Source organism: Hoylesella timonensis S9-PR14 (genome assembly GCF_000762405.1).
Taxonomy (GTDB): Bacteria; Bacteroidota; Bacteroidia; order Bacteroidales; family Bacteroidaceae; genus Prevotella; species Prevotella timonensis_A.
The window spans coordinates 1-24388 of record NZ_JRPQ01000041.1; the positions used below are offsets into that span (position 1 = coordinate 1).

Below are 24388 nucleotides of genomic sequence, written 5' to 3' on the forward strand. Positions count from 1 at the left end.
TTTTTCTATTTTGAAGATTTTAGATGGTCGATTTTTGGTAAAATAATAGGACAAATACTGCAAATCTCTTTATCTAAAAAGATAAGAATGTAAAAGACGCAATTCTATCATAGAAGCGTCCGTGTTGTTACAACAAATGAAACAACGGAAAGCGAACGAAGTAAACAGTGCGATTGATTTCATTCGGTAGAGCTATTGTTGAAACAGTAGAACAAAGCTCGTTTTTTACAATGAAATATCTTTCTGAAAAGAAAAAGCCGTGTTGATGACACACAATATTGTTACCTCACACACTTATTTTGTTTGCAGCTAAGGCACAAGAGCGTTGTGGAAATAGCTGAAAAGTGGTAGTAAGTTTGCTGTAAAGGCACAGCGGTTTGGATGTTCAATGCTCGTCATGTAAGGGACGGAGCGACTTACTACGCTCTTTATTGATTAGCGTTGAGCAGTCGTTTACTGAAATATCTCACAGGATACCACACAGCTGCCCAGCCCACAATAATTACGGTTAGGAAGATAAAGGCTACATCCCAGTAGTGTACGCTTACTGGATAGGCATTCACAACGAAATTGCCTGCTTGATGACCCAGTGATACCAATCCAAAAGTTTGTTGAAGCCAGCACAGTAATAGTCCTAAGGCAATTCCAACGACAGCGCCGATGACGGCTATCATGCGTCCTTCATACAGGAATATTTTTGTGATTTGCTGGTTGCTGGCACCTAAGTTTTGCAGCGTTATCACATCCTCTTTCTTATCAATCATGAGCATGGAAAGCGAACCGATAATATTGAAACAAGCAATTACCAAAATAAAAGTTAAGAAGAAATAGGCAATGATTTTCTCAATTTGCATAATCTTAAAGGTGTCTGCTTGTTGTTCGAAACGATCCAATACCTTGTATTTATTGCCTACGATGTGTTGAATTTCCTTTTGTGTCTCTTTGAGGTCGCTCCCCGCTTTTAACCTCAGTTCCAACGAGGTAATTCGCCCTTTCATATCAAACAGCTGTCGTGCAAAGTCAATGGAGGTAATGATATGTCCTTTATCGTATTTGGCTTGATTTACGGAGAACACCACACCTGGCGATAAAAGAGAATCAACGACAAATCCGTCTCCAGGATTTGACATATCTAACTGACCTATGCGTTTGGGCGCATAAATCTTGATAAAGCCGTCCCACGATGCTCCTACATCCAGTGATTGTGCCAATCGGATGCCAAGAACACCATATTCTAAGTTGCCAGCATGTAGTTGATATTCTCCATCTCCATACAGAATATCTTTGATATGGGTTAAACTATCAAAGTTGTCTTCTACTCCCTTAATCGTTACCATGGCTTGCTTGTCTTGATACATGGCAATCGCCATTTCTTCAACGTTTTCGGTGGATACCGCAACCTGTTTTAGTTGTTTCACCTGTTTCAACAGCTTGTCTTGTGCATCTGCCGATTTTCCTTGTGTTGGAACAATCTCTAATTGCGGATCAAAGTTTGTCAGAAACGATGCAACCAAGTCGTGAAAACCGTTGAATACACTCAGAACGATGACCAATGACATGGTGGCAACGGCAACGCCTATCATAGAGATGATAGAAATAATGTTGATAGCGTTGGTACTCTTCTTGGAGAAAAGGTAGCGGTGGGATACGAAAAACGGGAAATTCATGCGTTACTTGTTCACTGATTTTGTGAAACTTTGCGGATTTACTTTTTCAACAGTTCGTCGATATGCTCAATGTAATCAAGACTGTCGTCAATGAAAAAGCGTAATTCGGGAATGATTCGCAGCTGGTTGCGCATTCTCGAACCCAATTCATAACGTATGGATTTGTTGTTCTTATTGATATTTTCTAAGATTTCATCGCCTTTTTCGGAGGGAAAGATACTCAAATAAGCCGTGCAAACGCTCAAATCAGGACTGACACGTACTCGGGTAACACTTACCATAACACCATGTGTAGCTCGAGTTTGTGATTGAAAAATAACAGCAAGTTCTTTCTGAAGCAATCTTGCAATGCGGTTTTGTCTTGTTTCTTGCATAAAACTTCTATTTTAAGGGTGTATCATTTTAGTGGAAGACAAAGATACTTATAATAGTTGACAATTAAATCTTTTTTCGTATTTTTGTGCCGATGGTGACAACTCCTCCAACAAAACCTCAGGCAAGAATATTGGAGTTAGATTTTCTCAAGTGTGTCTTTATTCTCTTGATGATAGTCTTTCATCTTGTCTATATTGGCAATCGTTATCCCGTTGCCAAGGCTTTTGTGTACACGTTCCACATGCCTGGATTTCTTATTATTTCGGGTTATCTGCTCCATGTACAGAAGCCTGTTTCGCAGTTCTTGCGATATATACAGTGGATTTTCGTACCTTATCTGTTGATGGAGAGTGGGTATGTGGTCATGGCATCCGTCTTACCCATTCGTGAGCATATTCAGCAACTCACCTTTGGTTTGTTTCTTGATAAGCTGTTTTTACACCCTTTGGGTCCTTATTGGTACCTGCATACGCTGATGTTGTGTGGCATTGTTACTTATGTTGTTGCCCAATTTGCGAGTCATCATCGTGTCTGGATGCTGTTGTGCGTGTTGCTAAGTTTGTGGGTGTTGGCACTTTTGGGACTTGTTACTTGGATCAATGCCGTGTATTTTTGTGTAGGTGTCGCATTGCGTCTGTATCATCGACCGTTCATTGATACATTCCATCCTGCATGGTGGTCGTTCATAGGGATTGTATTAGTTGCCACTTGCGTGCCAAATGCGCTTCAAAGGCACACCATAGGGGGCATGCTCATCGTGTATTTCGTCATCTCTTTTTTGCTTTGGCTGTATCCCTATTTGCCCAAAGGTGTGGCAAAAATCGCCCTTTTCATCGGTAGAAATTCTCTTATCCTATTGCTTTTCTCTCCCATGTTTACGGTGCTTTCCAAGCTGTTTCAATCTTACCTAATGTTCGAACCGTCAGGAATGCTTTTCATGTTGGTGGCTTTGCTGTTTACGGTAGTCGGCAGTTTCACCGTTGCCTATATCTTGCAAAAGTTGCAGGTGGCACGGTATGTGTTTGGAAAGTCAAGGATTATCAAATGACAACCCATCTGTTAGTCTTTTTAAGAGCTTGTTGTCACTCGTTTAACTTCTTCCGGATGATGGTCAAACCGTCGCGAATGGGCAATATAACCTTTTCCACTCGTGCATCTTGTGCGATGAAATCGTTAAATTGAGCAATTCCTTGTGTCTGCGCATCGTGTTGATAGTGTGGATCTATCACATGTCCATCCCACAACGTATTGTCGGCAAGAATGAATCCACCAGGCCGCAATAGCTTCAATACCGTTTCGTATGTCTCTATATAGGTGCGTTTGTCACCGTCCACAAAAGCCATGTCAAACACGACATTTAGTTTGGGTGCTTCAACGTTTGCATCGCCAATGATGAAATGGATCTTTGATGCCACAGGACTGTTTTCTATCCATGGCCGTGTAAAGTCCTCCATTTCATCGTTGATTTCAAACGTATAAAGCCGACCGTCTTCACCCAGTCCCTCTGCCATACAAATGGCACTGTAGCCACTAAAGGTACCAATCTCCAAGATATTCTTAGGTTGTATCATCTCAACGAACATCTTAAGCAACCGTCCTTGCAAATGTCCACTTGCCATACGTCCATGCACGGTGTGGATGTTTGTGGCTCGATAAAGTTGATATAGGTAGTCTCCTTCGGCATCTATGTGCGAGAGAAGATAAGTTTCTAAATCATTATTCATGGGGAGAATTTAGTTTTTAAGTTTACAAGTTGACGAGTTGACGAGTTCTTTAGTTTACAAGTTGACGAGTTGACAAGTTAACGAGTATTCAAATAGCAAGCCATTCACTCGTGAATTTGTGAACTTGTGCACTCGTCAACTATCCAACTATTGCTTCTATTGCCAGTCGGTATGAATTCAATCCAAAGCCAGCAATGACGCCTTTGCAAGCCGATGAAATCATGCTTTTATGTCGAAAATCCTCCCGTGAATAGACGTTGGAGATGTGAACCTCTATCACTTCTGCCTTCAGAGAGCGAATACAGTCGAGCAAGGCAATACTTGTGTGGGTATAAGCACCCGCATTGAGAATAATGCCATCGTAGGTGAAGCCTACTTCTTGCATTTTATCGATCAATTCGCCCTCAATGTTACTTTGATAATAGGATAGTTCTATCGCTGGATATTGGCTTTGCAAGTCCTCAAAAAAAGTTTGGAAAGAGGTCTGTCCATAAATGTCAGGTTCTCTACTTCCTAATAAATTGAGATTTGGTCCATTGATAATTTGAATTTTCATAATTCGTATGATTTAGTTATCTTTGTATCGTTCATACATGTCTTGCTAAACAGAAGTCATCTGCGTGAATGCAAAGTGATGTGTATGTTGCAAAAATACGCATAAAAATGGAAAGTGACAAGAAAACAATCACAGATATTGTGAAGTCTTATGCCCGCTATCTGAAGCTGGAACGCAATTACTCGCCCAACACTTTGGCAGCTTATCAAAACGATTTGAGCTGGCTGTTGTCCTTCTGCGAACAGCAAGAGATGAACCCTTTAGACATGCAATTGGAAGACTTGCAGCATTTTGCAGTCCAGTTACATGAACACCATATAGGACCCACCTCGCAAGCTCGTATCTTGAGTGGCATTCGTTCGTTTTACAAATATCTTTTGCTGTCTGGTGAAATAGAACAAGATCCCACCGAATTATTAGAATCTCCGCATCTCGGCGAACGTCTCCCAGAGGTGCTGTCTACCGATGAAATCGATCAAATACAGAAGAGTATCGACCTTTCAAAGCCCGAAGGACAGCGCAATAAGACGATTATTGAAGTGCTGTTCTCGTGTGGTTTGCGCGTTTCCGAGTTAGTGAACCTCAAACTTTCCAATCTCTATTTAGAGGAAGGCTTTGTCCGTGTCATGGGAAAGGGAAGTAAAGAACGCTTGGTGCCAATTTCTTCAAAGGCGATAAGGGAACTGCAATATTGGTTTGTGGATCGTAATTTAATGAAGATACAACAAGGAGAAGAGGATTATGTGTTTCTCAATCGACGCGGAAAACACCTCACCCGAACCATGATTCTCATCATGCTCAAGCGGCAAGCTGTAGCAGCTGGTATTACAAAAACGATTTCTCCTCACACCCTTCGTCATTCTTTCGCCACCGAATTGTTGAAAGGTGGTGCTGATTTGCGTGCCATTCAAGCCATGTTGGGACACGAGAGCATTGGAACCACCGAGTTATATATGCACATTGATACCACCACTTTGCGTGAAGAGATATTGCAACATCATCCACGAAACATGAAGGAAAAGGACGATGACAGTGAGGAACACAAGGATGAGCAATAGCTTTGAGGGCGGCAACCCTATTTTCTTTAATCTTTTTTTGACAAAGCCTGTTTCTTGTAAGGGAACATTTTGTACCTTTGCAACTCAATAATAAAAAGTTTTAGTCTATGTTTAGTGAAAAAAGAAGTAGTATGCTACATGGCGTACTCCTAATAACTTTGTTCTCCCTTGCCGCTTTCTATATTGGTGACATGGCGTTTGTGAAGAATCTGTCATTTAGTCCTATGATTGTCGGTATCATCCTTGGTATGCTCTATGCCAACAGTTTGCGAAACAATTTGCCAGACACTTGGGTGCCTGGTATCAACTTCTGTTCCAAACGTATCCTGCGTATAGGCATCATCCTCTATGGTTTTCGTCTCACATTTCAGGACGTTACGGCAGTGGGTTTGCCTGCCATTGTCATCGATGCCATCGTGGTGACGGTCACTGTGTGTGGTGGAGTGTTCATAGGAAAGCTGTTGCGAATGGATCGAGGTATTGCTTTGCTCACCTCTGTGGGTAGTGGAATCTGTGGCGCTGCGGCTGTGTTAGGAGCCGAATCCGCCCTTCAGGTAAAGCCTTATAAGACCGCTGTGGCTGTTTCTACGGTCGTTATATTCGGTACGTTGTCAATGTTTCTCTATCCTGTGCTGTATCGCAACGGCATCTTTGACTTGTCGCCAGACCAAATGGGATTGATGACTGGTGCCACTGTTCACGAAGTGGCGCATGTCGTAGGAGCTGCCAATGCCATGGGAAAGGATGTTTCCAATTCTGCTATTATCGTGAAGATGATTCGCGTGATGATGCTCGTTCCCGTGCTGTTGATTTTGGGTTGGAACACTGCTCGCTATCTTTCTAAGAACAATGAACAAGGAACATCTAAGGCGAAGATTACCATTCCATGGTTTGCCATCTTGTTCTTGGTCGTTATAGGATTCAATTCGTTCAATCTGTTGCCCGTTGCTTGGGTAGACTGGATTAATCAGTTTGATACCTTTCTCTTAACCATGGCGATGACAGCTTTAGGAGCTGAGACCAGTTTTGACAAGTTTAAGAAGGCAGGAGTCAAGCCTTTTCTGTTGGCAGCCATCTTATTTGTTTGGCTCATTGGCGGTGGTTATTGCTTGGCTAAATATGTCGTTCCTATGATGATGAATATATAAGGTACTTGATATAAGAGTCCTTTTAATGAACAACGCCACTTGGTTCCAGTAAAACCAAGTGGCGTTGTTCGATCTTTGCCAATGACGACGTGTCCTTATTTCTCGTGCTTTCTGATAATAGCTCGCACCTCTTCAATGCTTCTGTCAAAAGGTCCGCTGTGTTCTAACTTGAGTGTACACATGGCAGCGGCAAACTTTCCTGCCTTTTCAAAGCCTATTCCTTGTGAGCGACAGTACAAAAAGCCAGCCGAGTAAGTGTCGCCACACCCCGTAGCATCTACTACTTCTCTCGGTGCATAGGCGGGGATGTCGTAAAAACGGTCGTTGGCATAAATGATAGACCCTTCACTTCCCAGTGTTACGATGACCTCTTTCACACCCCATGCGTGTAATTGTTTGGCTGCTTGGCGTGCGTCTTTGAGTCCTGTGATGACCTCCATTTCGTGTTCATTCACCTTGATGATGTCCGTACATGCCAAAATTTCCAGCTTGTCTTTCCAGTCAATGGGGTGTACATCCTGTCCGCAAACCTCTCGAAGATAACCTTGTGCATCAATAGAGATTTGTCCTTTGGTAGATAAATACTTCACTACCTCGGGTGAGAAATCGTCATTTAGAAGAGAGCCGATATGGTATATCTTTCCCGTTAACGGCTTCATCTCCTCAATGGTGAAGGGATCAGCCTTCGCTAATACACGCTGTGAACGGGTATTTTGATTCTCTCCGTAGATGTTTTCAAACAAAACAGTGTGTGCACTGGGGTACACTTTCACGTCAATACCCGCCTCTTTCATTTCTTGTGTCACGGGTATATCTTCGCTACCCACTTTGGTTACTAACTGAAAACTAACCTTTGAGGGTAGATGATTAAAAGCATAAGCCACATAATAAGCAGTGCCTCCCGACATGGAGACGGTCTGTTTATGTGTCGTATTCTTATCTCTCGTGATATGACCCAAACAACATATATCTGTCATCGTATTTTCCTAATTTAGGACAAAGGTACTGAAAAACAGCGAATATCAAAGGATTAGCTTCGCAAAAAAAATAAAATAGGAGGATTAGTTTTGTGTTTATTATGGGTACAAAACGTTGGTTGTTGCTTTGAAGTCCACAGGAAGTAGTGCCGCCGTATTGTGATTGTTTGGCATTGATAATCAAAACGATGCCGAATGTTAATGTTTGTATTACAATAGATAGAAATAAGTGCATTTACTTTGTGCATCCACGGAATAGCCGTACCTTTGCACCCGATTAAAGAAAAGAATTTGAAGACATTTGAAGAATTAGGCGTTAGCGAAGAGATTCGACGCGCCATTGAGGAGCTGGGGTTTGTACATCCCATGCCAGTACAAGAAGAGGTCATCCCTTATTTGTTGGGAAACAAGAACGATGTAATTGCATTAGCACAGACAGGAACAGGTAAAACGGCAGCATACGGCTTGCCCCTTTTGCAGAAAATAGATGTTGCCAGCAAGCATACGCAAGCCATTATTTTAAGTCCTACACGCGAATTGTGTTTGCAAATCGCTGATGACTTGAAGGATTTTGCTAAATATATCAAGAATCTACACGTTGAACCCGTGTACGGAGGTGCCAGTATCGTCACCCAAATTCATGCGCTCAAACATGGCGCACAAATCATTGTGGCGACTCCGGGACGACTTATCGACCTGATGAACCGTGGGGTAGCAAAGCTCGACCATGTAAACAATGTGGTGTTGGATGAGGCTGATGAGATGTTGAACATGGGTTTCTCGGAGAGTATCAATACCATTTTAGCAGGCGTTCCCGACGACCGCAACACCCTGTTGTTCTCGGCAACCATGAGCAACGAGATAGAAAAGATTGCCAAGACCTACTTGCGTGACTACAAGGAGATTGTAGTGGGAAGCCGAAACGAAGGTGCCGAGAACGTGAACCACATTTATTATATGGTGAATGCGCGTGACAAATACTTGGCACTGAAGCGCATCGTGGATTACTACCCACGCATTTTTGCCATTATCTTCTGCCGAACGAAGATTGAAACGCAAGAGATTGCCGACAAACTTATCAAGGATGGATACAACGCAGAGGCGCTGCATGGCGACCTGAGTCAGCAACAGCGCGACCTCACCATGCAGAAGTTCCGCCAACACGTCACCCAGTTGTTGGTGGCAACCGATGTGGCTGCACGTGGATTGGATGTGGACGACCTGACGCATGTCATCAACTATGGCATGCCCGATGATACTGAGAATTACACGCACCGTAGCGGACGAACGGGGCGTGCAGGGAAGAAAGGTACTTCTATTTGCATCATTCACACCCGTGAGCGTTCCAAAGTGCGTGCCGTAGAGAAAATCATAGGCAAGGAATTTGTGGACGGCACGTTGCCTACTGCACAGGAAATTTGCGCCAAGCAGTTGTATAAAGCCATGCACGACATCGAGAAGATTGATGTTGACGAAGAGCAGATTGCGCCCTTCATGGTTGAAATTAACAGACACTTTGAATACGTCGACAAGGATGATATCATCAAGAAGATTGTCAGTTTGACGTTTGGACGCTTCTTGGATTACTACGCGAATGCGCCAGAGATAGAGAAACCCTCGCTCAAACGTGGCGACAGAGGTGAGGAAAAAGGTATGCGTGGTGGCAGGAAAGCTCGTTCGGAACGAGGCGGAGGTCGCTCTCGTACGCCCGAGAGAGGTTATCGAAGGCTGTTCATCAACTTGGGTAAGGACGACGGATTCTATCCCGGAGAGGTGATGCAGTTTATTAACCAGCATGTAAAAGGTAGGCAGCAGGTGGGACATATCGACCTGTTGGGAAAAATATCCTATATCGAAGTACCCGAAAAAGATGCCAACAAGGTGATGCGTTCTTTGTCGGGAGCGACCTACAAGGGTAGAGAGGTGCGCTGCAATGATGCCAACGAAGAGGGTCATGGACGTAAAGCGCAAGCCACAAGAGGTGGCGGAAGGGCTGCAGGTAGACGTGCGGAGGGCGGACGCAAGAATGGAAAAAGCGTGAAACGCCCCTCTTATCAGCAGGAAGATACGGGCGATTGGCGACAGTTCTTCCAGCAACCCGAGGTGAAATTCAAGGGCGAGACCCCCGATTTCTCCGAAGAAGGATGGGCACGCCGTAAGCCTCGTAAGGGGTAGGGTGTACGCCGTCCTCGTCTCATCTTGAAGACTGAATGGCTTATCTGTTTTGAGGGAGCGGCACAATTGTCATCCCTTTGGTTTGGAAACAGAAAGATATATGCCTACAAAACAGGCTATATTGGTGAGCAAAATAGACTGTTTTGCTGTCCAATATAGCCTGTTTTGTGGGTTTAGAGCGACGACTTACCGTTGCTCTTTGTGTTCAGATGCTTGGATAGTTGCAGGCAGTGTGACAGGAAAGCGCGGACTGTCTACATGCTCTTCTTGAATAATTTGCGTCATGCGTCGCACAATTTCAGGGTGTTCGGCTGCCACGTCATGATCTTCGTGTAAGTCTTTGGACAGGTCGTAGAGGTGTGGAATGCCTTTTATGACGACCATTTTCCAGTCGCCCATGCGTACTCCAATCTGGTTGGTTTCAGAAAATTCCCAGTACAAATGGGCATGTTTCTTGGGTTGTGGTTGTCCTAATAGCGTAGGAGCGAACGAGATCCCATCAAAATAATCCACTTTTAGTTTCTTGTTGGCATAGCGTTTTTGGTAGTTCTTCACTCCAGCCAGCTCGCAAAAGGTAGGCATAAGGTCGTAAAAGGCAATTTGCAAGTCGCTTTCCGTGCCAGCAGCAATGTGGTTGCGCCACCGTACAATGAATGGAATGCGGATGCCTCCTTCGTAACACTGTCGCTTCAGACCACGCAATTTTCCGTCCCTTCCAAAGAATGCAGGGTCGGCTCCACCTTCCTCATGAGGTCCATTGTCGCTGGTGAAGATGACGATAGTGTTCTCTTCCAACCCCTTCTCTTTCAGCTTTTGCATGATTTGCCCCACATAAATATCCAACCTTGAAATCATCGCAGCAAATTGAGCGTGGGTGTGTTCGGTGGCGTTATAGCGACTATGAGGTTGTCCGCCCCATGTTTTGTCCACAAAGAATTTCCGTTTATAATACGCCAAAAGCGAATCGTCGGGTTGTACCAATTCGGCATGTGGAAGGGTATAAGTAAAGATACCGAAAAAGGGATGCAGGTTGTCTTGCGCATCTATCCACTCCATCGCACGTTGATGAATCAAGTCGGCAGAATATTCAGGGCGTTGATAATATTGCTTGCCCGACATGGGGTAACGGATGTTTTTGTCCAGCACCAATCTGCTGACAGCGGTGTCTCCACGCTCACGACTGTATTCGTTGAGAAAGTTGGGATAATACAAGTGTGCCTGGAACTGGCATATATAACCAAAGAACTCATCAATGCCACGCTTGTCGGGGGTCGACTCAGAGCCTTCGTAGCCACCAGCCCATTTGCCAAACATTCCTGTTCGATAACCTTGATTTTTCAAGATTTCTGGTACAATGACGTGGTGGGCATCGTATGGCAGCTGTCCCACTCTTGAATAGTCTTCGTTTTCACCGTATTTCACCATCGGAACATCTTTCCAAAATTCCTCGTTTCCACGTACCCGAGTGTGTCCAGTGTGTTGCCCTGTCATCATGCAGGCACGCGAAGGGGCACTCACAGGGGCACCTGCGTAGGCTTGTGTGAACCGCATGCCCTCGGTGGCGAGTTGGTCGATGTGGGGTGTCTCAATAAACGGCTGACCGTAGCAGCCTAAGTCACCGTAGCCCATGTCGTCGCACATGATATAAATAATGTTGGGTTTGACAGGTTTCTTTGCGGTGGTAGCCGTGATAGTACATCCTGCCAATCCTGTTACAAGAAGTCTAACGTTGAATTTTAATGGTTTCATATCGCTCGAATAGTAGGTTTTTTTATTTGATATGTGGAGGCGGATGAATAGAAAAGACCTTCACCTCACCGAGCAAATGTACAAAAAAAATGGAGTATGGTGGGAGTGGGAAGCCACTTTTTTTACGTAAGTCTGTTTGGTAGTGTTACGTGTTCCATTCCTTTATTCACTTTCATATTGATTTCAAAAACAAGTTCAAAATCTCAAAAAGCTAATTTTTGAAATCAATTTTTAATGAGATTTTAACACGTATTTTCTTTTCTTTTTTATGACAGATTGATAATTTAACAAATAATTTCTATCTTTGCAGACAAACAAGAAGTTTCATTTTATAAAATTATTTCACCTATGAAAATCAGACATCTTTTTAGTGCTTTGCTTCTGTTGTGTGCAGGTATGTTGCATGCCCAGATGCAGATGCCGCCCGTACCGGTAGACACTGCCGTGCGAATGGGTAAGCTTGACAATGGTCTTACTTACTTTATTCGCTACAACAACTGGCCCGAACACCGTGCAAACTTTTACATTGCACAGAAAGTGGGGTCCATTCAAGAGGAAGAAAGTCAGCGAGGATTGGCGCATTTCTTGGAGCACATGGCGTTCAATGGTAGCGACAACTTCAAAGGCAACGACCTGATAGAGTACCTGCGTTCCATTGGTGTGGAGTTTGGTAGCGACCTCAATGCTTACACCTCCATCGACCAAACAGTTTACAACATTGACAATGTACCCACTACTCGACAGAGTTCGCTCGACTCTTGCTTGTTGATATTGCGCGATTGGTCTACGGGTTTGACACTCGATCCAAAGGAGATAGACAAGGAGCGCGGTGTGATACATGAGGAATGGCGACTACGTACCAGCGCACAGAGCCGCATGTTTGAGCGTAATCTGCCCAAACTGTATCCTGGAAGTAAGTACGGCGTGCGTTATCCTATCGGTCTAATGAGTGTCGTAGACAACTTCTCGCCCAAGGAATTGCGCGACTATTATGAGAAATGGTATCATCCTTCTAATCAGGGAATTATTGTGATTGGCGACGTGGACGTAAACCATACCGAGGCAATGATCAAGAAACTCTTTGGTGGTATCAAGAACCCAGCCAACCAAGCTCCTGTGTTGAACGAGCCGGTACCCGACACTTCTGAACCTATCGTCATTATTGACAAAGATAAGGAACAGCGCACCAGTAATGTACAAGTGATGTTCAAGCACGATACGTACCCCGACTCGCTGAAACAGTCGGTAGAGTATATCCTCTACGACTATGTAAGAGGAGCGGCTCTCAACATGTTGAACAACCGTTATACCGAGGCAGCACAAAAGGCAGATTGCCCATACGTGGGTGCTGGAGCCAGTGATGGCAACTATATTTTTGCGAAGACGAAAGATGCGTTTAGTATCTTTGCGCAACCTAAAGACCCCTCTCAATTGGCAACAGCCTTGAAGGCAGCAGTGGTAGAGGCACGCCGTGCCGTTGAATTTGGCTTCACCGCCACCGAATATGCACGCTATAAAGCCAACCTGTTGAGTAGCTTGGATAAGGCTTATAGCAACAAAGACAAGCGCAAGAACACGCAGTTTTTCAACGAATGTTTAGGTTATTTCTTGACCAACGAGCCTATGCCGTCTATTGATTATACTTATCAGTTGATGAAACAAATCGTACCAGCGATTCCTGTAGAAGCTGTGAACGAATATATGTCACAACTCATTCCTAAGAATGATAGTAACATTGTTATAGTGAACTTCAACAACGAGAAGGAAGGCAACGTGTATCCAACTCGTGAAGAGTTGCTCACAGCACTGATGCAAGCGAAGCAAGCGCAGGTGACGGCATACGTAGATAATGTAAAGAACGAACCTCTCATTACCAAAAAGCCCACACCTGGAAAGATTAAGAGCGAGAAAAAGAATGCCCTCTTGGGTTATACAGAGTTGAAACTTTCGAATGGTGCCACGGTGGTTATCAAACATACAGACCTCAAGAAAGACCAAGTGCTCTTGTCGGGTGAAGGCTTTGGCGGCTCGTCTCTCTATGGAGCGAAAGATTATGTCAATGCCAACCTCTTTGATGAAGTGATAGGAGTGAGTGGTTTGGGACAGTTTTCGTCTACCGAATTACAAAAGGCACTGGCAGGAAAGATAGCCAATGTGGACTTAGGAATGAGCTTTAAGAAGATGTCTGTAGGTGGTTCTTCAACACCGAAAGACGTAGAAACGATGTTGCAAATGCTTTATTTGTATTTCACAAATATCAATAAGGATGAGAAGTCGTTTGCTAACTTGATAGAACAGTATAAGGTAAGTCTGAAAAATCGCTCACTTTCTCCAGAAAAGGCATTACAGGACTCGCTTACCGCCACAATGTACGGACACAATCCACGACTGAAACCTGTTGAGGTAGCAGACTTGCAGCATGTATCTTACGATCGTATCTTGGAAATGGCGAAAGAACGTACCGCCAATGCCGCTGCATGGACCTTCACAATTATCGGTAATTTTGATGAAGCAACGTTGCGCCCGCTCATCTGCCAATACATTGCAAGCTTGCCTTCGCAGAAGAATATTGTCAAAGGAAAGCGTGTCACCTTCTTACAAAAGGGTAAGATTGACAACACGTTCAAGCGTAAAATGGAAACTCCGAAAGCCACTTCGTTTAAGATTTGGTTCAATGAAGACATGCCTTATACGTTGGAGAATGATATCAGAGCATCTATTGCAGGTCAGGTGTTGTCAATGGTTTACCTGAAAAAGATACGTGAGGATGCTGGTGCAGCTTACACTTGTGGTGCGCAGGCAACGGCTTCGATAGAGGATGACTATCATCTTATCCAAATGTTGGGCTACTGTCCAATGAAACCAGAGAAGAAAGAGCTGGCGTTAAGCATTATGGAAGGGGCTGTAAAGGACATGACACAGACCGTAGATGCCGACATGGTGGCAAAGATTAAGGCTGTGATGTTGAAGCAAGCCGACGATGTAGCCAAGACCAACGGTTACTGGAATGGCGTTATTGGTGTGTATCGGAAGTATGGTATAGATACCCATACCGATTATAAGAAATTGGTGAGCGCACAAACACCGCAAACTATCTCTGACTTTATGAAGGAGTTCTTAAAGTCGAACAACTACATCACCGTGACTATGTTGCCCGATGAGAGCAAATAAAATTTACGGAAAAGATTGAAAATGAGAGCGAACAGTGTCAAGATCTGTTCGCTCTCATTGTCTTTATAGCACCGAAAGGCTTTTTCAACTTGCGACTTAAAAGATGTAAATATGCCTTAAAAAGAAAGGTGTAATGAGCTCAAAGATTTTTTTTTGCGTACCTTTGCAAATTCAATAGATATCAATATAATAAAGAATATGGCGTATTTATTTTCATCAGAATCAGTTTCAGAAGGACATCCAGATAAAGTTTCCGACCAAATTTCGGATGCATTGTTAGATCAGTTTTTAGCATACGACCGTGATGCGCATTGTGCTATCGAAACCTTTGTGACGACAGGGCAGGTCGTAATCATGGGCGAAGTACGCTCGAAAGAATATGTTGACTTGCAAACCATTGCTCGAAATACCATTAAAAAGATAGGCTATACCAAATCAGAATATCAATTCGACGGTGATTCTTGTGGTATCATGACCGCCATTCACGAACAAAGTGAAGATATAGATCGAGGTGTAAATCGACAAAATGAAGACGAGCAGGGAGCTGGCGACCAAGGGATGATGTTTGGTTATGCGATTAACGAGACAGAAAACTATATGCCTGTCTCGCTCGATTTGGCACATCTTATCATGCGAGTTTTGGCAGATATTCGGAAAGAGGGAAAGGAGATGACCTATCTTCGCCCTGATGCAAAGAGCCAAGTCACCATTGAATATAACGATGATCACACGCCAAACCGCATCCATACCATCGTGGTAAGTACACAGCACGACCAGTTTGATGAGGATGATGCGCGTATGTTGGCAAAGATAAAAGACGATGTGATTCATATTCTCATGCCACGTGTCAAGGCACAGTGCGACGAACAGACACGTCGATTGTTCAATGATGACATCTTATACTTCGTCAATCCCACTGGTAAGTTTGTGATTGGAGGTCCGCACGGTGATACAGGACTTACTGGAAGAAAGATAATTGTGGACACGTATGGTGGTAAAGGTGCACACGGAGGAGGTGCTTTCTCTGGAAAAGACCCCAGTAAAGTAGACCGTTCTGCCGCTTATGCTTCTCGATATATTGCTAAAAACTTAGTCGCAGCGGGTGTCTCAGACGAAATATTGGTACAGGTGAGCTACGCTATCGGTGAAGCTAAGCCTATCAATGTTTATGTAAACACCTATGGACGAAGCAAGGTACAGCTGTCAGATGGAGAGATTGCACAGAAAGTGAGCGAACTCTACGATCTACGTCCCAAAGCGATTGAAAAGAAATTTGGTTTGAGAAACCCTATTTACTTGGAAACTGCGGCATACGGTCACATGGGGCGTCAGTACGAAGTGAAGAAGAAAACGTTTACCAGTCGTTACCACGAATCAAAAACCATAGAGGTAGAACTCTTCACTTGGGAGAGGTTAGACGATGTGGCACGCATTCAGAAGGAATTTGGTATTTAAGGATTAGTTGTCCCATGGATGAGGACAACAGGCATACACGTTGATATAAATGTTGCAGAGAGACTCTGTTGCTCGAATCAAAGGGGTAGATAGTGCGCACGTTCAGCCAACAAAAGCGAAGAAATCTTCGCAGCCAACGCCTGCACAAGTATTGAAATGGTTACCCAAAGACGCCACTCCAGCACAACAAGACTCGGCTATTCAAGCAAATATAAAGCCAAGTAAGATTAGTTGGAGTAACAGACCTGACACCTTACATTTACCAGGACATCCAATAGGCAAAAGCTTTAGGGACATCAATCTCCCTCAATATTATAAAGAGTCGTTCTTTTCAAAAGACACCTTATTTCACCCTGAGTTGGATGGAGGGCGTGTTGGTGTGCCTGGAGATCCTGTTCCTTATGCGGTAGCCAATGATTATCTCATTACAAGTATCTTGTTGGGGTGTTTTATTTTGGCAACGATAGCCTTGTCGAAGTCTAAACCTTTTATCATTAGGCAAGCGAAGAGTTTTTTCTATGTGCCACGAGGAGAGACCACCAGTCTTACAGAAACAGCTGGCGAAATACGTTCGCAATTCTTTTTTGTATTGCAAACGTGCTTGCTGTTGTCGCTGATTTTGTTTTTTTACACTCGTACATTAGGCTCCGAAACCTTTGTAGTAGAGCATTATCAAGTGATTGGTATTTATGCAATAGGATTTTTTGCCTACTACGTGTTCAATGCCTTTGTATATTGGTTTGCTAACTGGGTGTTCTTTGATTGGAAGAAAAATGACCAGTGGATGAAGACAAAGCTGTTCTTAGTCTCCATGGAAGGGGTAATATTATTTCCCATTGTCATGCTTTTGGCATATTTTGATTTGTCGGTATCCAGTGCAGTGATTTACTCAATAGTGATTGTTTCTTTGGTTAAAATCCTTACACTCTATAAGTTGAGCGTAATCTTTTTCCGCCAAAGAGGCTCTTTTCTGCAAATAATTTTGTACTTTTGTGCGCTCGAAGTCATCCCTATATTTGTTATGTGGGGCGTGTTTGACACTATAAATGATTATTTGAGAATAAATTATTAGGAACACTGACGATGAAGAAGATTTTAGTTTCGCAACCAAAGCCAACGACAGAAAAATCACCATATTATGACATTGAAAGAGAATATGACGTGAAATGCGATTTTCGTCCATTCTTTAAGGTAGAAGGACTCTCTGCTAAAGAGTTCCGTCACCAAAAGATTAATATCTTAGATTATTCTGCAATTGTCTTTACTTCTCGTCATGCGGTGAACCATTTCTTTACTTTAGCGAAAGAATTGCGTGTAACTATTCCTGAAGACATGAAATATTTTTGTGTTATAGAGAGTATTGCGCTTTATATCCAAAAGTATGTACAATATCGTAAACGTAAGGTTTTTTTCGGAACCACAGGCAAGATCGCTGATTTGGTGCCTATTATGGCAAAGCACAAGGCAGAGAAATATCTCGTACCCATGAGCAGTGTCCACAATGACGATGTGAAAAATATGTTGGATGCCAAGAAGCTAAAGCACACGGAATGTGTCATGTACCGTACGGTAAGCAACGACTTGACCGAGGAAGAGGTGAAAGCGTTTGACTATGATATGATTATTTTCTTTAGTCCTACGGGTATTAATGCCTTACAAAAGAATTTGCCAAATTTTGAACAAGGTGATACTAAGATTGCTGCTTTTGGTCCTGCGACCTGTAAAGCTGTGACAGATGCAGGATTCCGATTAGACTTGAAAGCACCTGATGCAGAAAACCCATCGATGACCAGTGCGTTAAAAGCGTATCTGAAGAAACATAAAAAGTAGTTTGAAATGTCTCCTGTCGGCTCTTTTACATTGGGTAAGGAGGAGCGGATATGTAGTAGAAAACTCATAGAGAAGCTCTTCAATGGAAGTGATAGCCAATCGCTTGCATCCTTTCCATTAAGAGTGGTTTATCTGCTAACGGAGAACGAAGCGCAAGATGTGCCCGTAAAAATGATGGTCAGCGTGTCGAAAAGGCACTTTAAGCAAGCCGTGAAGCGTAATCGTGTGAAGCGTCAGGTCAGGGAAGCCTATCGTTTGCAGAAACAGTTGATAACAGAACCTATGGCTACACGACCTCAACAGCAACTCTTAATCGCTTTTATTTGGTTGGCTGATGAATTATATACATCGGATGAGGTTGCAAAGCATGTGGCGCAACTCTTAAATCGAATCGTGGAAAAGTTGTGGAAGTATTGAGGAAAATACAAGAATATGTGATGTGGACACTCAAGTGGATATTGCTTGTTCCCATTCTGTTCTACCAGAAGTGCATCACCCCTTTCACACCACCTTCTTGTCGATTTACCCCCACTTGTTCAGAGTATGCGCGGCAAGCCATTGTGAAATATGGCCCTTTGAAAGGCAGTTACTTAGCTGTAAAACGTATCTTAAGATGCAATCCATGGGGTGGTAGTGGATATGATCCAGTGCCGTAAGTTTCTCTTTATAGAGGCCCCAAATAAAGAAATACAAACAAAAATATAAATTTGATTCGATGACAAAGAATTTTGTTGAAGAACTGAAATGGCGTGGCATGTTAGCACAAATGATGCCCGGTACAGAAGAATTACTTGAGAAACAGATGGTGTCTGCTTATTTGGGCACAGATCCAACAGCAGACTCCTTACATATTGGTCACTTGTGTGGCATTATGATGCTTCGTCACTTACAGCGTTGTGGCCATAAGCCTTATTTGTTGTTAGGAGGAGCAACGGGAATGATAGGCGACCCTTCGGGAAAAAGCTTAGAGCGTAATCTCTTAGATTCAGAAACGTTGTACCATAATCAGGAAGCTATCAAGCAACAGGTGTCCAAGTTCTTGGATTTTGACGGCAATGAGCCTAATAAAGCCGAATTAGTGAATAACTATGACTGGATGAAAGACTTCAAATTCTTGGATTTTGCACGTGAAGTGGGTAAACATATCACGGTGAATTACATGATGGCGAAGGACAGTGTAAAGAAGCGACTCAATGGTGAAGCCAACGATGGATTATCGTTTACCGAATTTACTTATCAGTTGTTGCAAGGTTATGACTTCCTCTATCTTTACCAAAAACATGGCATCAAACTGCAATTGGGTGGTAACGATCAATGGGGCAATATGACAACAGGTACCGAATTGATACGTCGTACCTTGGGAAGTGATGAGGAGGCTTTCTGCTTGACCTGTCCGTTAATCACCAAAGCCGATGGTAAGAAGTTTGGTAAAACAGAAAACGGCAACATTTGGTTGGACAGAAATCGCACCACTCCTTATGCTTTCTACCAGTTCTGGCTGAATGTAAGCGATGAGGATGCGGAGAAATATATCAAGATATTCACATCCTTGGAGCGTGAAACCATTGAAAGTCTGATAGCAGAACACCAACAAGACCCTGGACGTCGTACATTACAAAAGCGATTGGCACAAGAGGTGACCGTCATGGTACACTCGCAAGAAGACCTTGATATGGCGATTGAAGCCAGTCAAATATTATTTGGCAAGGCTACGAAAGAGAGCCTGCAAAAGCTGGATGAGGCTACTTTCTTAGATGTGTTTAATGGCGTTCCTCATTATACGGTGAGCAAAGATTTGCTTGGCAGCACAGCTGTTGATTTCTTTACCCAAGAGGGTATGGAGATTTTCCCAAGCAAAGGAGAGTTGCGTAAGTTGGTAAAAGGAGGCGGAGTGTCGCTCAATAAAGAGAAACTCACAGCTTTCGACCAAGTCGTTACCGCAGAAGATCTCATTGACGGGAAATATCTGTTGGTACAACGAGGCAAGAAAAATTATTTCTTGATTACCGTTAAGTAGTCTCTTGAACATGTTGTTGCACTTATTGTAGCAAACACGATACGACCTATACCTCATGAACACAGTGCTGGATAGTGCTGATCATCAAGCGGTATAGGTCTTTTTTATGTATGATGATGTATGTGTACTGGGTACACATGAAAGGGCGAAACTTACAAAAACGCCCATTTTATCGAACAAATGGTTTACTCTTGCAATCCTACAAATTGGTTGTGTCGCTGCTGTGTCGCTATTTTATCTTTGTTATCTGCCAACAGCAGTGCGCAAAGCTATCGCTTACACGTGGACACCATTGTACCCCTTGCATCCGCAAAATCGATAGATACGCTGCAAATAGCTTTGCCTGATTCGCTCAATGGTTGTAGGTGGGTAGAGAATGCTCCGTGGAATAAAGCTAAACACCCATGGCGCGCAGCTGCGCAAGTAGTGGGTATCAACGCCTCACTGCTTGCCTTTGATTATTATGTTTTGCATGCCAACTTCGCCAAGGTAACCAGTCGAACGCTGAAACGTAACCTTCAGCTCAACCAATGGTTTTGGGATGCCGATGTTTTCCATACCAACATGTTTTTCCACCCTTATCATGGCAGTCTGTTTTTCAATGCCGCACGGAGCAACGGCATGAACTTTTGGCAGTCGATACCCTATACCTTTGCAGGGGATTTGTTGTGGGAAATTGCCGGTGAGAACGAACTCCCGTCTATTAACGATGCACTGTCAACGGGCATAGGAGGGTTGGCAATCGGAGAGTGTACTTTTCGTCTTTCGAACATAGTGTATGATCAACGTCTGCAAGGTTGGTCGCGTGTGATGCGTGAGATATTGGGTGCTGCTATCAATCCTATTCGAGGACTCAATAGAGTAATCACAGGCGAAGCTTGGAAGGTACGCCAAAAGCATTATTTGTATCATGATAAGAGCCGTTTCCCCGTTCATCTTTCCTTCTCTGTTGGTGGTCGATATGTTGACACTCGGCACAATGCAACAGGAGAGTTCACATCGCCTTACGTGCATTTTGAGGTAGAATATGGGGATGCGTTTGGGCAAGAAAACCGACCGTACGATTATTTTAAGACAGATGTCGCCTTGGTTTTGGGACATCAACAAGAGATTGTCAATCACTTACAGATATTGGGACAGTTATTTGCCACTTCGGTTCGTGACGCCAAAGGCATGCAAACTCGCTTCGGACTTTATCAACATTTCAATTACGACAATGCCAATGAGCGGCATGGAGGCATTCCTCCTTACCAGCTATCCGAGGCAGCCAGTGTGGGAATAGGGTGGATGTGTCGCATTCCGAACAAAGCTAAAAAAGTGGCTTTCCAACAGTCTGTCTTCCTCAACGCCATGCTCTTGGGCGGAGCATGGAGCGACTATTTAGGAGCACCGTATCACCGAACCTACAATATGGGGAGTGGTTTTACCGCCTATTCTTTTACCTCACTGCACTTGCCACGACAGTGTTCCCTCTCTTTCGACACTCGTTTTTTCAGAATGTATAGTTGGCGAGGTTACGAAGAGGTGCCAGCAGGAACACCACATGAGGAGTTTAGCGCACAAGGAGAACACAACCAAACCTCTGTATGGATGCTGCGACCCACCTTAAAGTTGCCCCTTTGGAAACAATGGGGACTCCAATTATCGGGAACCTATTATCATCGAGCCACTCATTACAAATACCATCCCGATGCAAAAGCGACAACCTATGAATGGCGCATGGGACTTTTGTATCAATTGCCACGATAAAGGGGGCTGGTGGTTACCCGTATTTTGGACATTTGTCATTTGTCTATTCGCTCCAAACTTCTTATCTTTGCATCAACAGTTCAGTAGTGCTTATTTCTTAGCACAATCCTTCTGTACAACATATTCACATCCGTAAAATGAAGAAAATATTAGTCTGGCTGATGTTGGTAACAACAGGAATGACAGCACATACTACTCACCGTTTAAGTCCTACGGCTCGGTCGTTAGAAAAACGAGGCTACGTGAACGTACAAAAGTTGGACCCTTCTATCCAAGTTTCGTTAATGTATGCGCGCCCAGATAATTTCACAGGAACCGTTCTTTACGATGATTTGCGAGAAGCCTATTTGCATCCGCATGCTGCTCACGCTTTGGTAAAGGCGCAGAAGCGATTGCAACAGTTGCGTCCCGACTTGTGCTTAAAGGTCTATGATGCCGCCCGTCCTATGGCTATTCAGCAAAAAATGTGGAATAAAGTAAAGGGAACGCCCAAATATTTTTATGTCTCAAACCCTGCACATGGCGGAGGTTTGCACAATTATGGGTTAGCAGTCGACCTTACCTTGTGTACCCTGAAGGGCGATACCCTTGATATGGGTACCAAGATTGACTATATGGGCGCCGCAGCACATATTGACAAAGAGTCCCAACTGGTTGCCAGTCGATGTATTTCTAAGCAGGCACAGCGTCATCGTGAGCTGTTGCGCAAGGTGATGCGCTATGCTGGTTTCAAGCCCTTGCGCACCGAGTGGTGGCATTTTAATTACTGCTCCAGAGCCCAAGCTAAAAAGTCTTATCGTGTGATACGCTAATGCTTGCATGATTTTTATTCCATAGCAATACGAAAAGAGCAAAGTCATGAATGTTGAAACGTCTCAATTTATACACCAGCATGCTGAGGACGATGTGCGCAAGTTAGCCTTAGAGGCTCACAAATATCCCGATGTAGACATGCCTTTTGCATTACAGCAAATCGCTGGAAGACAGACTGCTCAACGCAAATTGCCGTCATGGGCATCGAATGATGAGCTACTTTATCCGCCTCACTTGTCTATGGAGCAATGTTCTTCGGAACAAACGGCACAGTACAAAGCCAAATTGGCGTGGCAATGTGCCCAGTCTGATTTTCAAAACAAGGTAGAAGAACATTCCTCTACCGAAAATACAGCGCTGCTCAAGGCATGCTCTTTGGTGGATTTAACGGGAGGATTGGGGGTGGACTTTTCGTTCATGGCACTGCCGTTCCATGAGGCTGTGTATGTGGAGCGACAGCGTTGCTTGTGTGATATAGCCCAACACAATCTGCCACTGTTAGGAGTGAATCAAGCGCAGGTAGTTTGCTGTGACGGCGAGCAGTACTTGCAAACCATGCAACCAGCAACGGTGATCTATCTTGACCCAGCACGTCGTAATGATAATGGTGCGAAAACGGTTGCCATCTCCGACTGTACTCCCAATCTACTCTCTCTGCTTGTGGACTTGTTGCGAAAGAGTTGGGTCACGCTGGTGAAGCTATCACCTATGTTAGATTGGCACCAAGCAGTTGTGCAGCTCAACACCTTGTCAAACTGTGTGCGGCAGGTTCACATCATCGCTGTGAACAACGAGTGCAAAGAGTTGTTGTTTGTGTTGAGCCATCGGTGGCAGTCATCGCTTGCAGTGCATTGTGTCAACAATGAGCAGACTTTTGTTTTTTATCCTCAACAGACAGTTGTCTCTCCTAAAATGTCTGTCCCTATCGGCAGTCACCTGATAGGACAATATCTCTACGAACCCAATGCTGCGTTGATGAAGGCAGGCTGTTTTGCGGAAATAGCACAGCAATTCCAAGTTGAAAAGATAGCGCCCAACTCGCACCTTTATGTCAGCGAGCACGAAGTGGAAGGCTTTCCCGGTCGTAAGTTTCGTATTAAAGCCATTTCCTCTATGAATAAAAAAATGCTGAAGACCCAACTTGCATCTATTCGCCAAGCCAATATTGCGACGCGCAACTTCCCCCTTTCTGTTGCCGAGCTTCGCAAACGGCTCAAAATACGTGAGGGAGGAGAGGTGTATATATTTGCAACGACAGACGTTGAGCAAAACCATTGGTTGTTGATTGGCGAGAAACTTCGATCTTGAAGAATTATCTTATTTTTAGTCTGTGCGTAGGCTGTCTTTTTTGTGTGCAAAATAGTTCACCCTTTGGCATGTTTTCATGCCACCGAAGTGAATGATGATAGTGATAAAAATATCACCCTCTCGACTTGTAATTTTCTTTACAAACCCCCTTTCAAAACTCGCGTATTTGTCATCACTCGCATCCTTCGTTGCAAATATGCGAGTATTTTGAGAGTTACGGTACGCCCTCTTTCAACACCCATAAAAACGACTGTTTTAGGCAGTTTTTACCCCATTTTTGCCTTGAAGCAATGGGATAGTTCGATTAAGTGCATGTTCTAACACCCTTATCTCCATGACTTAATCGGCTTATTCACATGACTTAGTCGGTTTATCTCCATGAGATTGTTCGCTGTTTTCACGCTTTCGTGAACCAAAAAGGAGCGAGTTGTGCCATGAACCGATACCTATAAACAAGTTATGGTAGCATGATAGTAGGGCTGAGTTGTCCGTTTGTCTCCTTTTAGCCTATTGTCAGCGCTCTAAAATGAAAAAAATAAAATGCCAAAAAACGGTTAAAATATTTTCTGTGTTTTGATAAAAGGACTAACAAATCTTAAATTCTTTCAAAGTATGC

General features: G+C 43.7%; 20 protein-coding genes. 14 read left to right on the forward strand and 6 right to left on the reverse strand.

Features of this window, described 5'->3' with window-relative positions:
- Positions 1-428: 428 nt before the first annotated feature.
- Both HMPREF9304_RS01615 and rbfA read right to left on the reverse strand, forming a co-directional pair.
- Complete coding sequence (locus HMPREF9304_RS01615) at positions 429-1667, reverse strand: FtsX-like permease family protein (RefSeq protein ID WP_036926084.1); 1239 nt, start codon at positions 1665-1667, stop codon at positions 429-431.
- Positions 1668-1705: 38 nt separating this feature from the next.
- Positions 1706-2041, reverse strand: a complete 336-nt coding sequence (rbfA, locus tag HMPREF9304_RS01620; RefSeq protein WP_025072903.1) for a 30S ribosome-binding factor RbfA — start codon at positions 2039-2041, stop codon at positions 1706-1708.
- A 131-nt stretch (positions 2042-2172) separates the two neighbouring features.
- Between rbfA and HMPREF9304_RS01625 the strand changes: the two genes are divergently transcribed.
- Positions 2173-3090, forward strand: a complete 918-nt coding sequence (locus HMPREF9304_RS01625; RefSeq protein ID WP_036926099.1) for an acyltransferase family protein — start codon at positions 2173-2175, stop codon at positions 3088-3090.
- A 34-nt stretch (positions 3091-3124) separates the two neighbouring features.
- Here the strand turns inward: HMPREF9304_RS01625 and HMPREF9304_RS01630 are convergent, their stop codons facing one another.
- Both HMPREF9304_RS01630 and aroQ read right to left on the reverse strand, forming a co-directional pair.
- The gene (locus tag HMPREF9304_RS01630; RefSeq protein WP_036926085.1) at positions 3125-3766 is read right to left on the reverse strand and encodes an O-methyltransferase; all 642 of its coding nucleotides are present in this window, start codon (positions 3764-3766) and stop codon (positions 3125-3127) included.
- A gap of 139 nt (positions 3767-3905) precedes the next feature.
- Positions 3906-4322, reverse strand: coding sequence for a type II 3-dehydroquinate dehydratase (aroQ, locus tag HMPREF9304_RS01635; protein WP_036926086.1), 417 nt, complete (start codon positions 4320-4322; stop codon positions 3906-3908).
- A 107-nt stretch (positions 4323-4429) separates the two neighbouring features.
- Here aroQ and HMPREF9304_RS01640 point away from each other — a divergent pair, with 107 nt between their 5' ends.
- Both HMPREF9304_RS01640 and HMPREF9304_RS01645 read left to right on the forward strand, forming a co-directional pair.
- Positions 4430-5380 carry a site-specific tyrosine recombinase gene (locus tag HMPREF9304_RS01640; protein ID WP_036926100.1) on the forward strand — a complete coding sequence of 317 codons (951 nt, stop codon included), beginning with the start codon at positions 4430-4432 and terminating at the stop codon, positions 5378-5380.
- Between the two features lie 107 nt (positions 5381-5487).
- A complete protein-coding gene (locus HMPREF9304_RS01645) occupies positions 5488-6528 on the forward strand; it encodes a YeiH family protein (protein ID WP_036926087.1) in 1041 nt (346 codons plus the stop codon).
- 95 nt (positions 6529-6623) lie between these two features.
- Here HMPREF9304_RS01645 and HMPREF9304_RS01650 read toward each other — a convergent pair whose 3' ends face one another.
- Positions 6624-7505 (reverse strand): PfkB family carbohydrate kinase, encoded by an 882-nt coding sequence (locus HMPREF9304_RS01650; RefSeq protein WP_036926088.1) that lies wholly within the window; start codon positions 7503-7505, stop codon positions 6624-6626.
- 291 nt (positions 7506-7796) lie between these two features.
- Here HMPREF9304_RS01650 and HMPREF9304_RS01655 point away from each other — a divergent pair, with 291 nt between their 5' ends.
- A complete protein-coding gene (locus tag HMPREF9304_RS01655; protein WP_036926101.1) occupies positions 7797-9680 on the forward strand; it encodes a DEAD/DEAH box helicase in 1884 nt (627 codons plus the stop codon).
- 186 nt (positions 9681-9866) lie between these two features.
- On the opposite strand, the gene HMPREF9304_RS01660 is transcribed toward HMPREF9304_RS01655, so the two are convergent.
- Complete coding sequence (locus HMPREF9304_RS01660; protein ID WP_036926089.1) at positions 9867-11429, reverse strand: arylsulfatase; 1563 nt, start codon at positions 11427-11429, stop codon at positions 9867-9869.
- Positions 11430-11777: 348 nt separating this feature from the next.
- Between HMPREF9304_RS01660 and HMPREF9304_RS01665 the strand changes: the two genes are divergently transcribed.
- The 10 genes from HMPREF9304_RS01665 to HMPREF9304_RS01710 all read left to right on the forward strand — a co-directional run bounded on the left by HMPREF9304_RS01665 (position 11778) and on the right by HMPREF9304_RS01710 (position 23772).
- Positions 11778-14600, forward strand: a complete 2823-nt coding sequence (locus HMPREF9304_RS01665; protein ID WP_036926090.1) for a M16 family metallopeptidase — start codon at positions 11778-11780, stop codon at positions 14598-14600.
- A 198-nt stretch (positions 14601-14798) separates the two neighbouring features.
- Positions 14799-16055: a methionine adenosyltransferase gene (gene metK / locus HMPREF9304_RS01670; protein WP_036926091.1), complete on the forward strand. Its 1257-nt coding sequence runs from the start codon at positions 14799-14801 to the stop codon at positions 16053-16055.
- Between the two features lie 49 nt (positions 16056-16104).
- Entirely contained in the window at positions 16105-17127 is a 1023-nt protein-coding gene (locus tag HMPREF9304_RS01675; RefSeq protein WP_036926092.1) for a DUF4271 domain-containing protein, read from the forward strand.
- An 11-nt stretch (positions 17128-17138) separates the two neighbouring features.
- Positions 17139-17885 (forward strand): uroporphyrinogen-III synthase, encoded by a 747-nt coding sequence (locus tag HMPREF9304_RS01680; protein ID WP_036926093.1) that lies wholly within the window; start codon positions 17139-17141, stop codon positions 17883-17885.
- Positions 17886-17891: 6 nt separating this feature from the next.
- Positions 17892-18302, forward strand: a complete 411-nt coding sequence (locus tag HMPREF9304_RS01685) for a ribonuclease P protein component (RefSeq protein ID WP_036926094.1) — start codon at positions 17892-17894, stop codon at positions 18300-18302.
- Positions 18303-18322: 20 nt separating this feature from the next.
- Positions 18323-18541, forward strand: a complete 219-nt coding sequence (yidD, locus tag HMPREF9304_RS01690) for a membrane protein insertion efficiency factor YidD (protein WP_008123741.1) — start codon at positions 18323-18325, stop codon at positions 18539-18541.
- A gap of 59 nt (positions 18542-18600) precedes the next feature.
- Entirely contained in the window at positions 18601-19902 is a 1302-nt protein-coding gene (tyrS, locus tag HMPREF9304_RS01695) for a tyrosine--tRNA ligase (protein ID WP_036926095.1), read from the forward strand.
- Positions 19903-20082: 180 nt separating this feature from the next.
- On the forward strand, positions 20083-21651 hold the full coding sequence (locus tag HMPREF9304_RS01700; protein WP_036926096.1) for a DUF3943 domain-containing protein: 1569 nt from the start codon (positions 20083-20085) through the stop codon (positions 21649-21651).
- A 137-nt stretch (positions 21652-21788) separates the two neighbouring features.
- Complete coding sequence (locus HMPREF9304_RS01705) at positions 21789-22463, forward strand: M15 family metallopeptidase (RefSeq protein WP_036926097.1); 675 nt, start codon at positions 21789-21791, stop codon at positions 22461-22463.
- Positions 22464-22509: 46 nt separating this feature from the next.
- The gene (locus HMPREF9304_RS01710; RefSeq protein WP_036926098.1) at positions 22510-23772 is read left to right on the forward strand and encodes a THUMP-like domain-containing protein; all 1263 of its coding nucleotides are present in this window, start codon (positions 22510-22512) and stop codon (positions 23770-23772) included.
- The last annotated feature ends 616 nt before the right edge of the window (positions 23773-24388 follow it).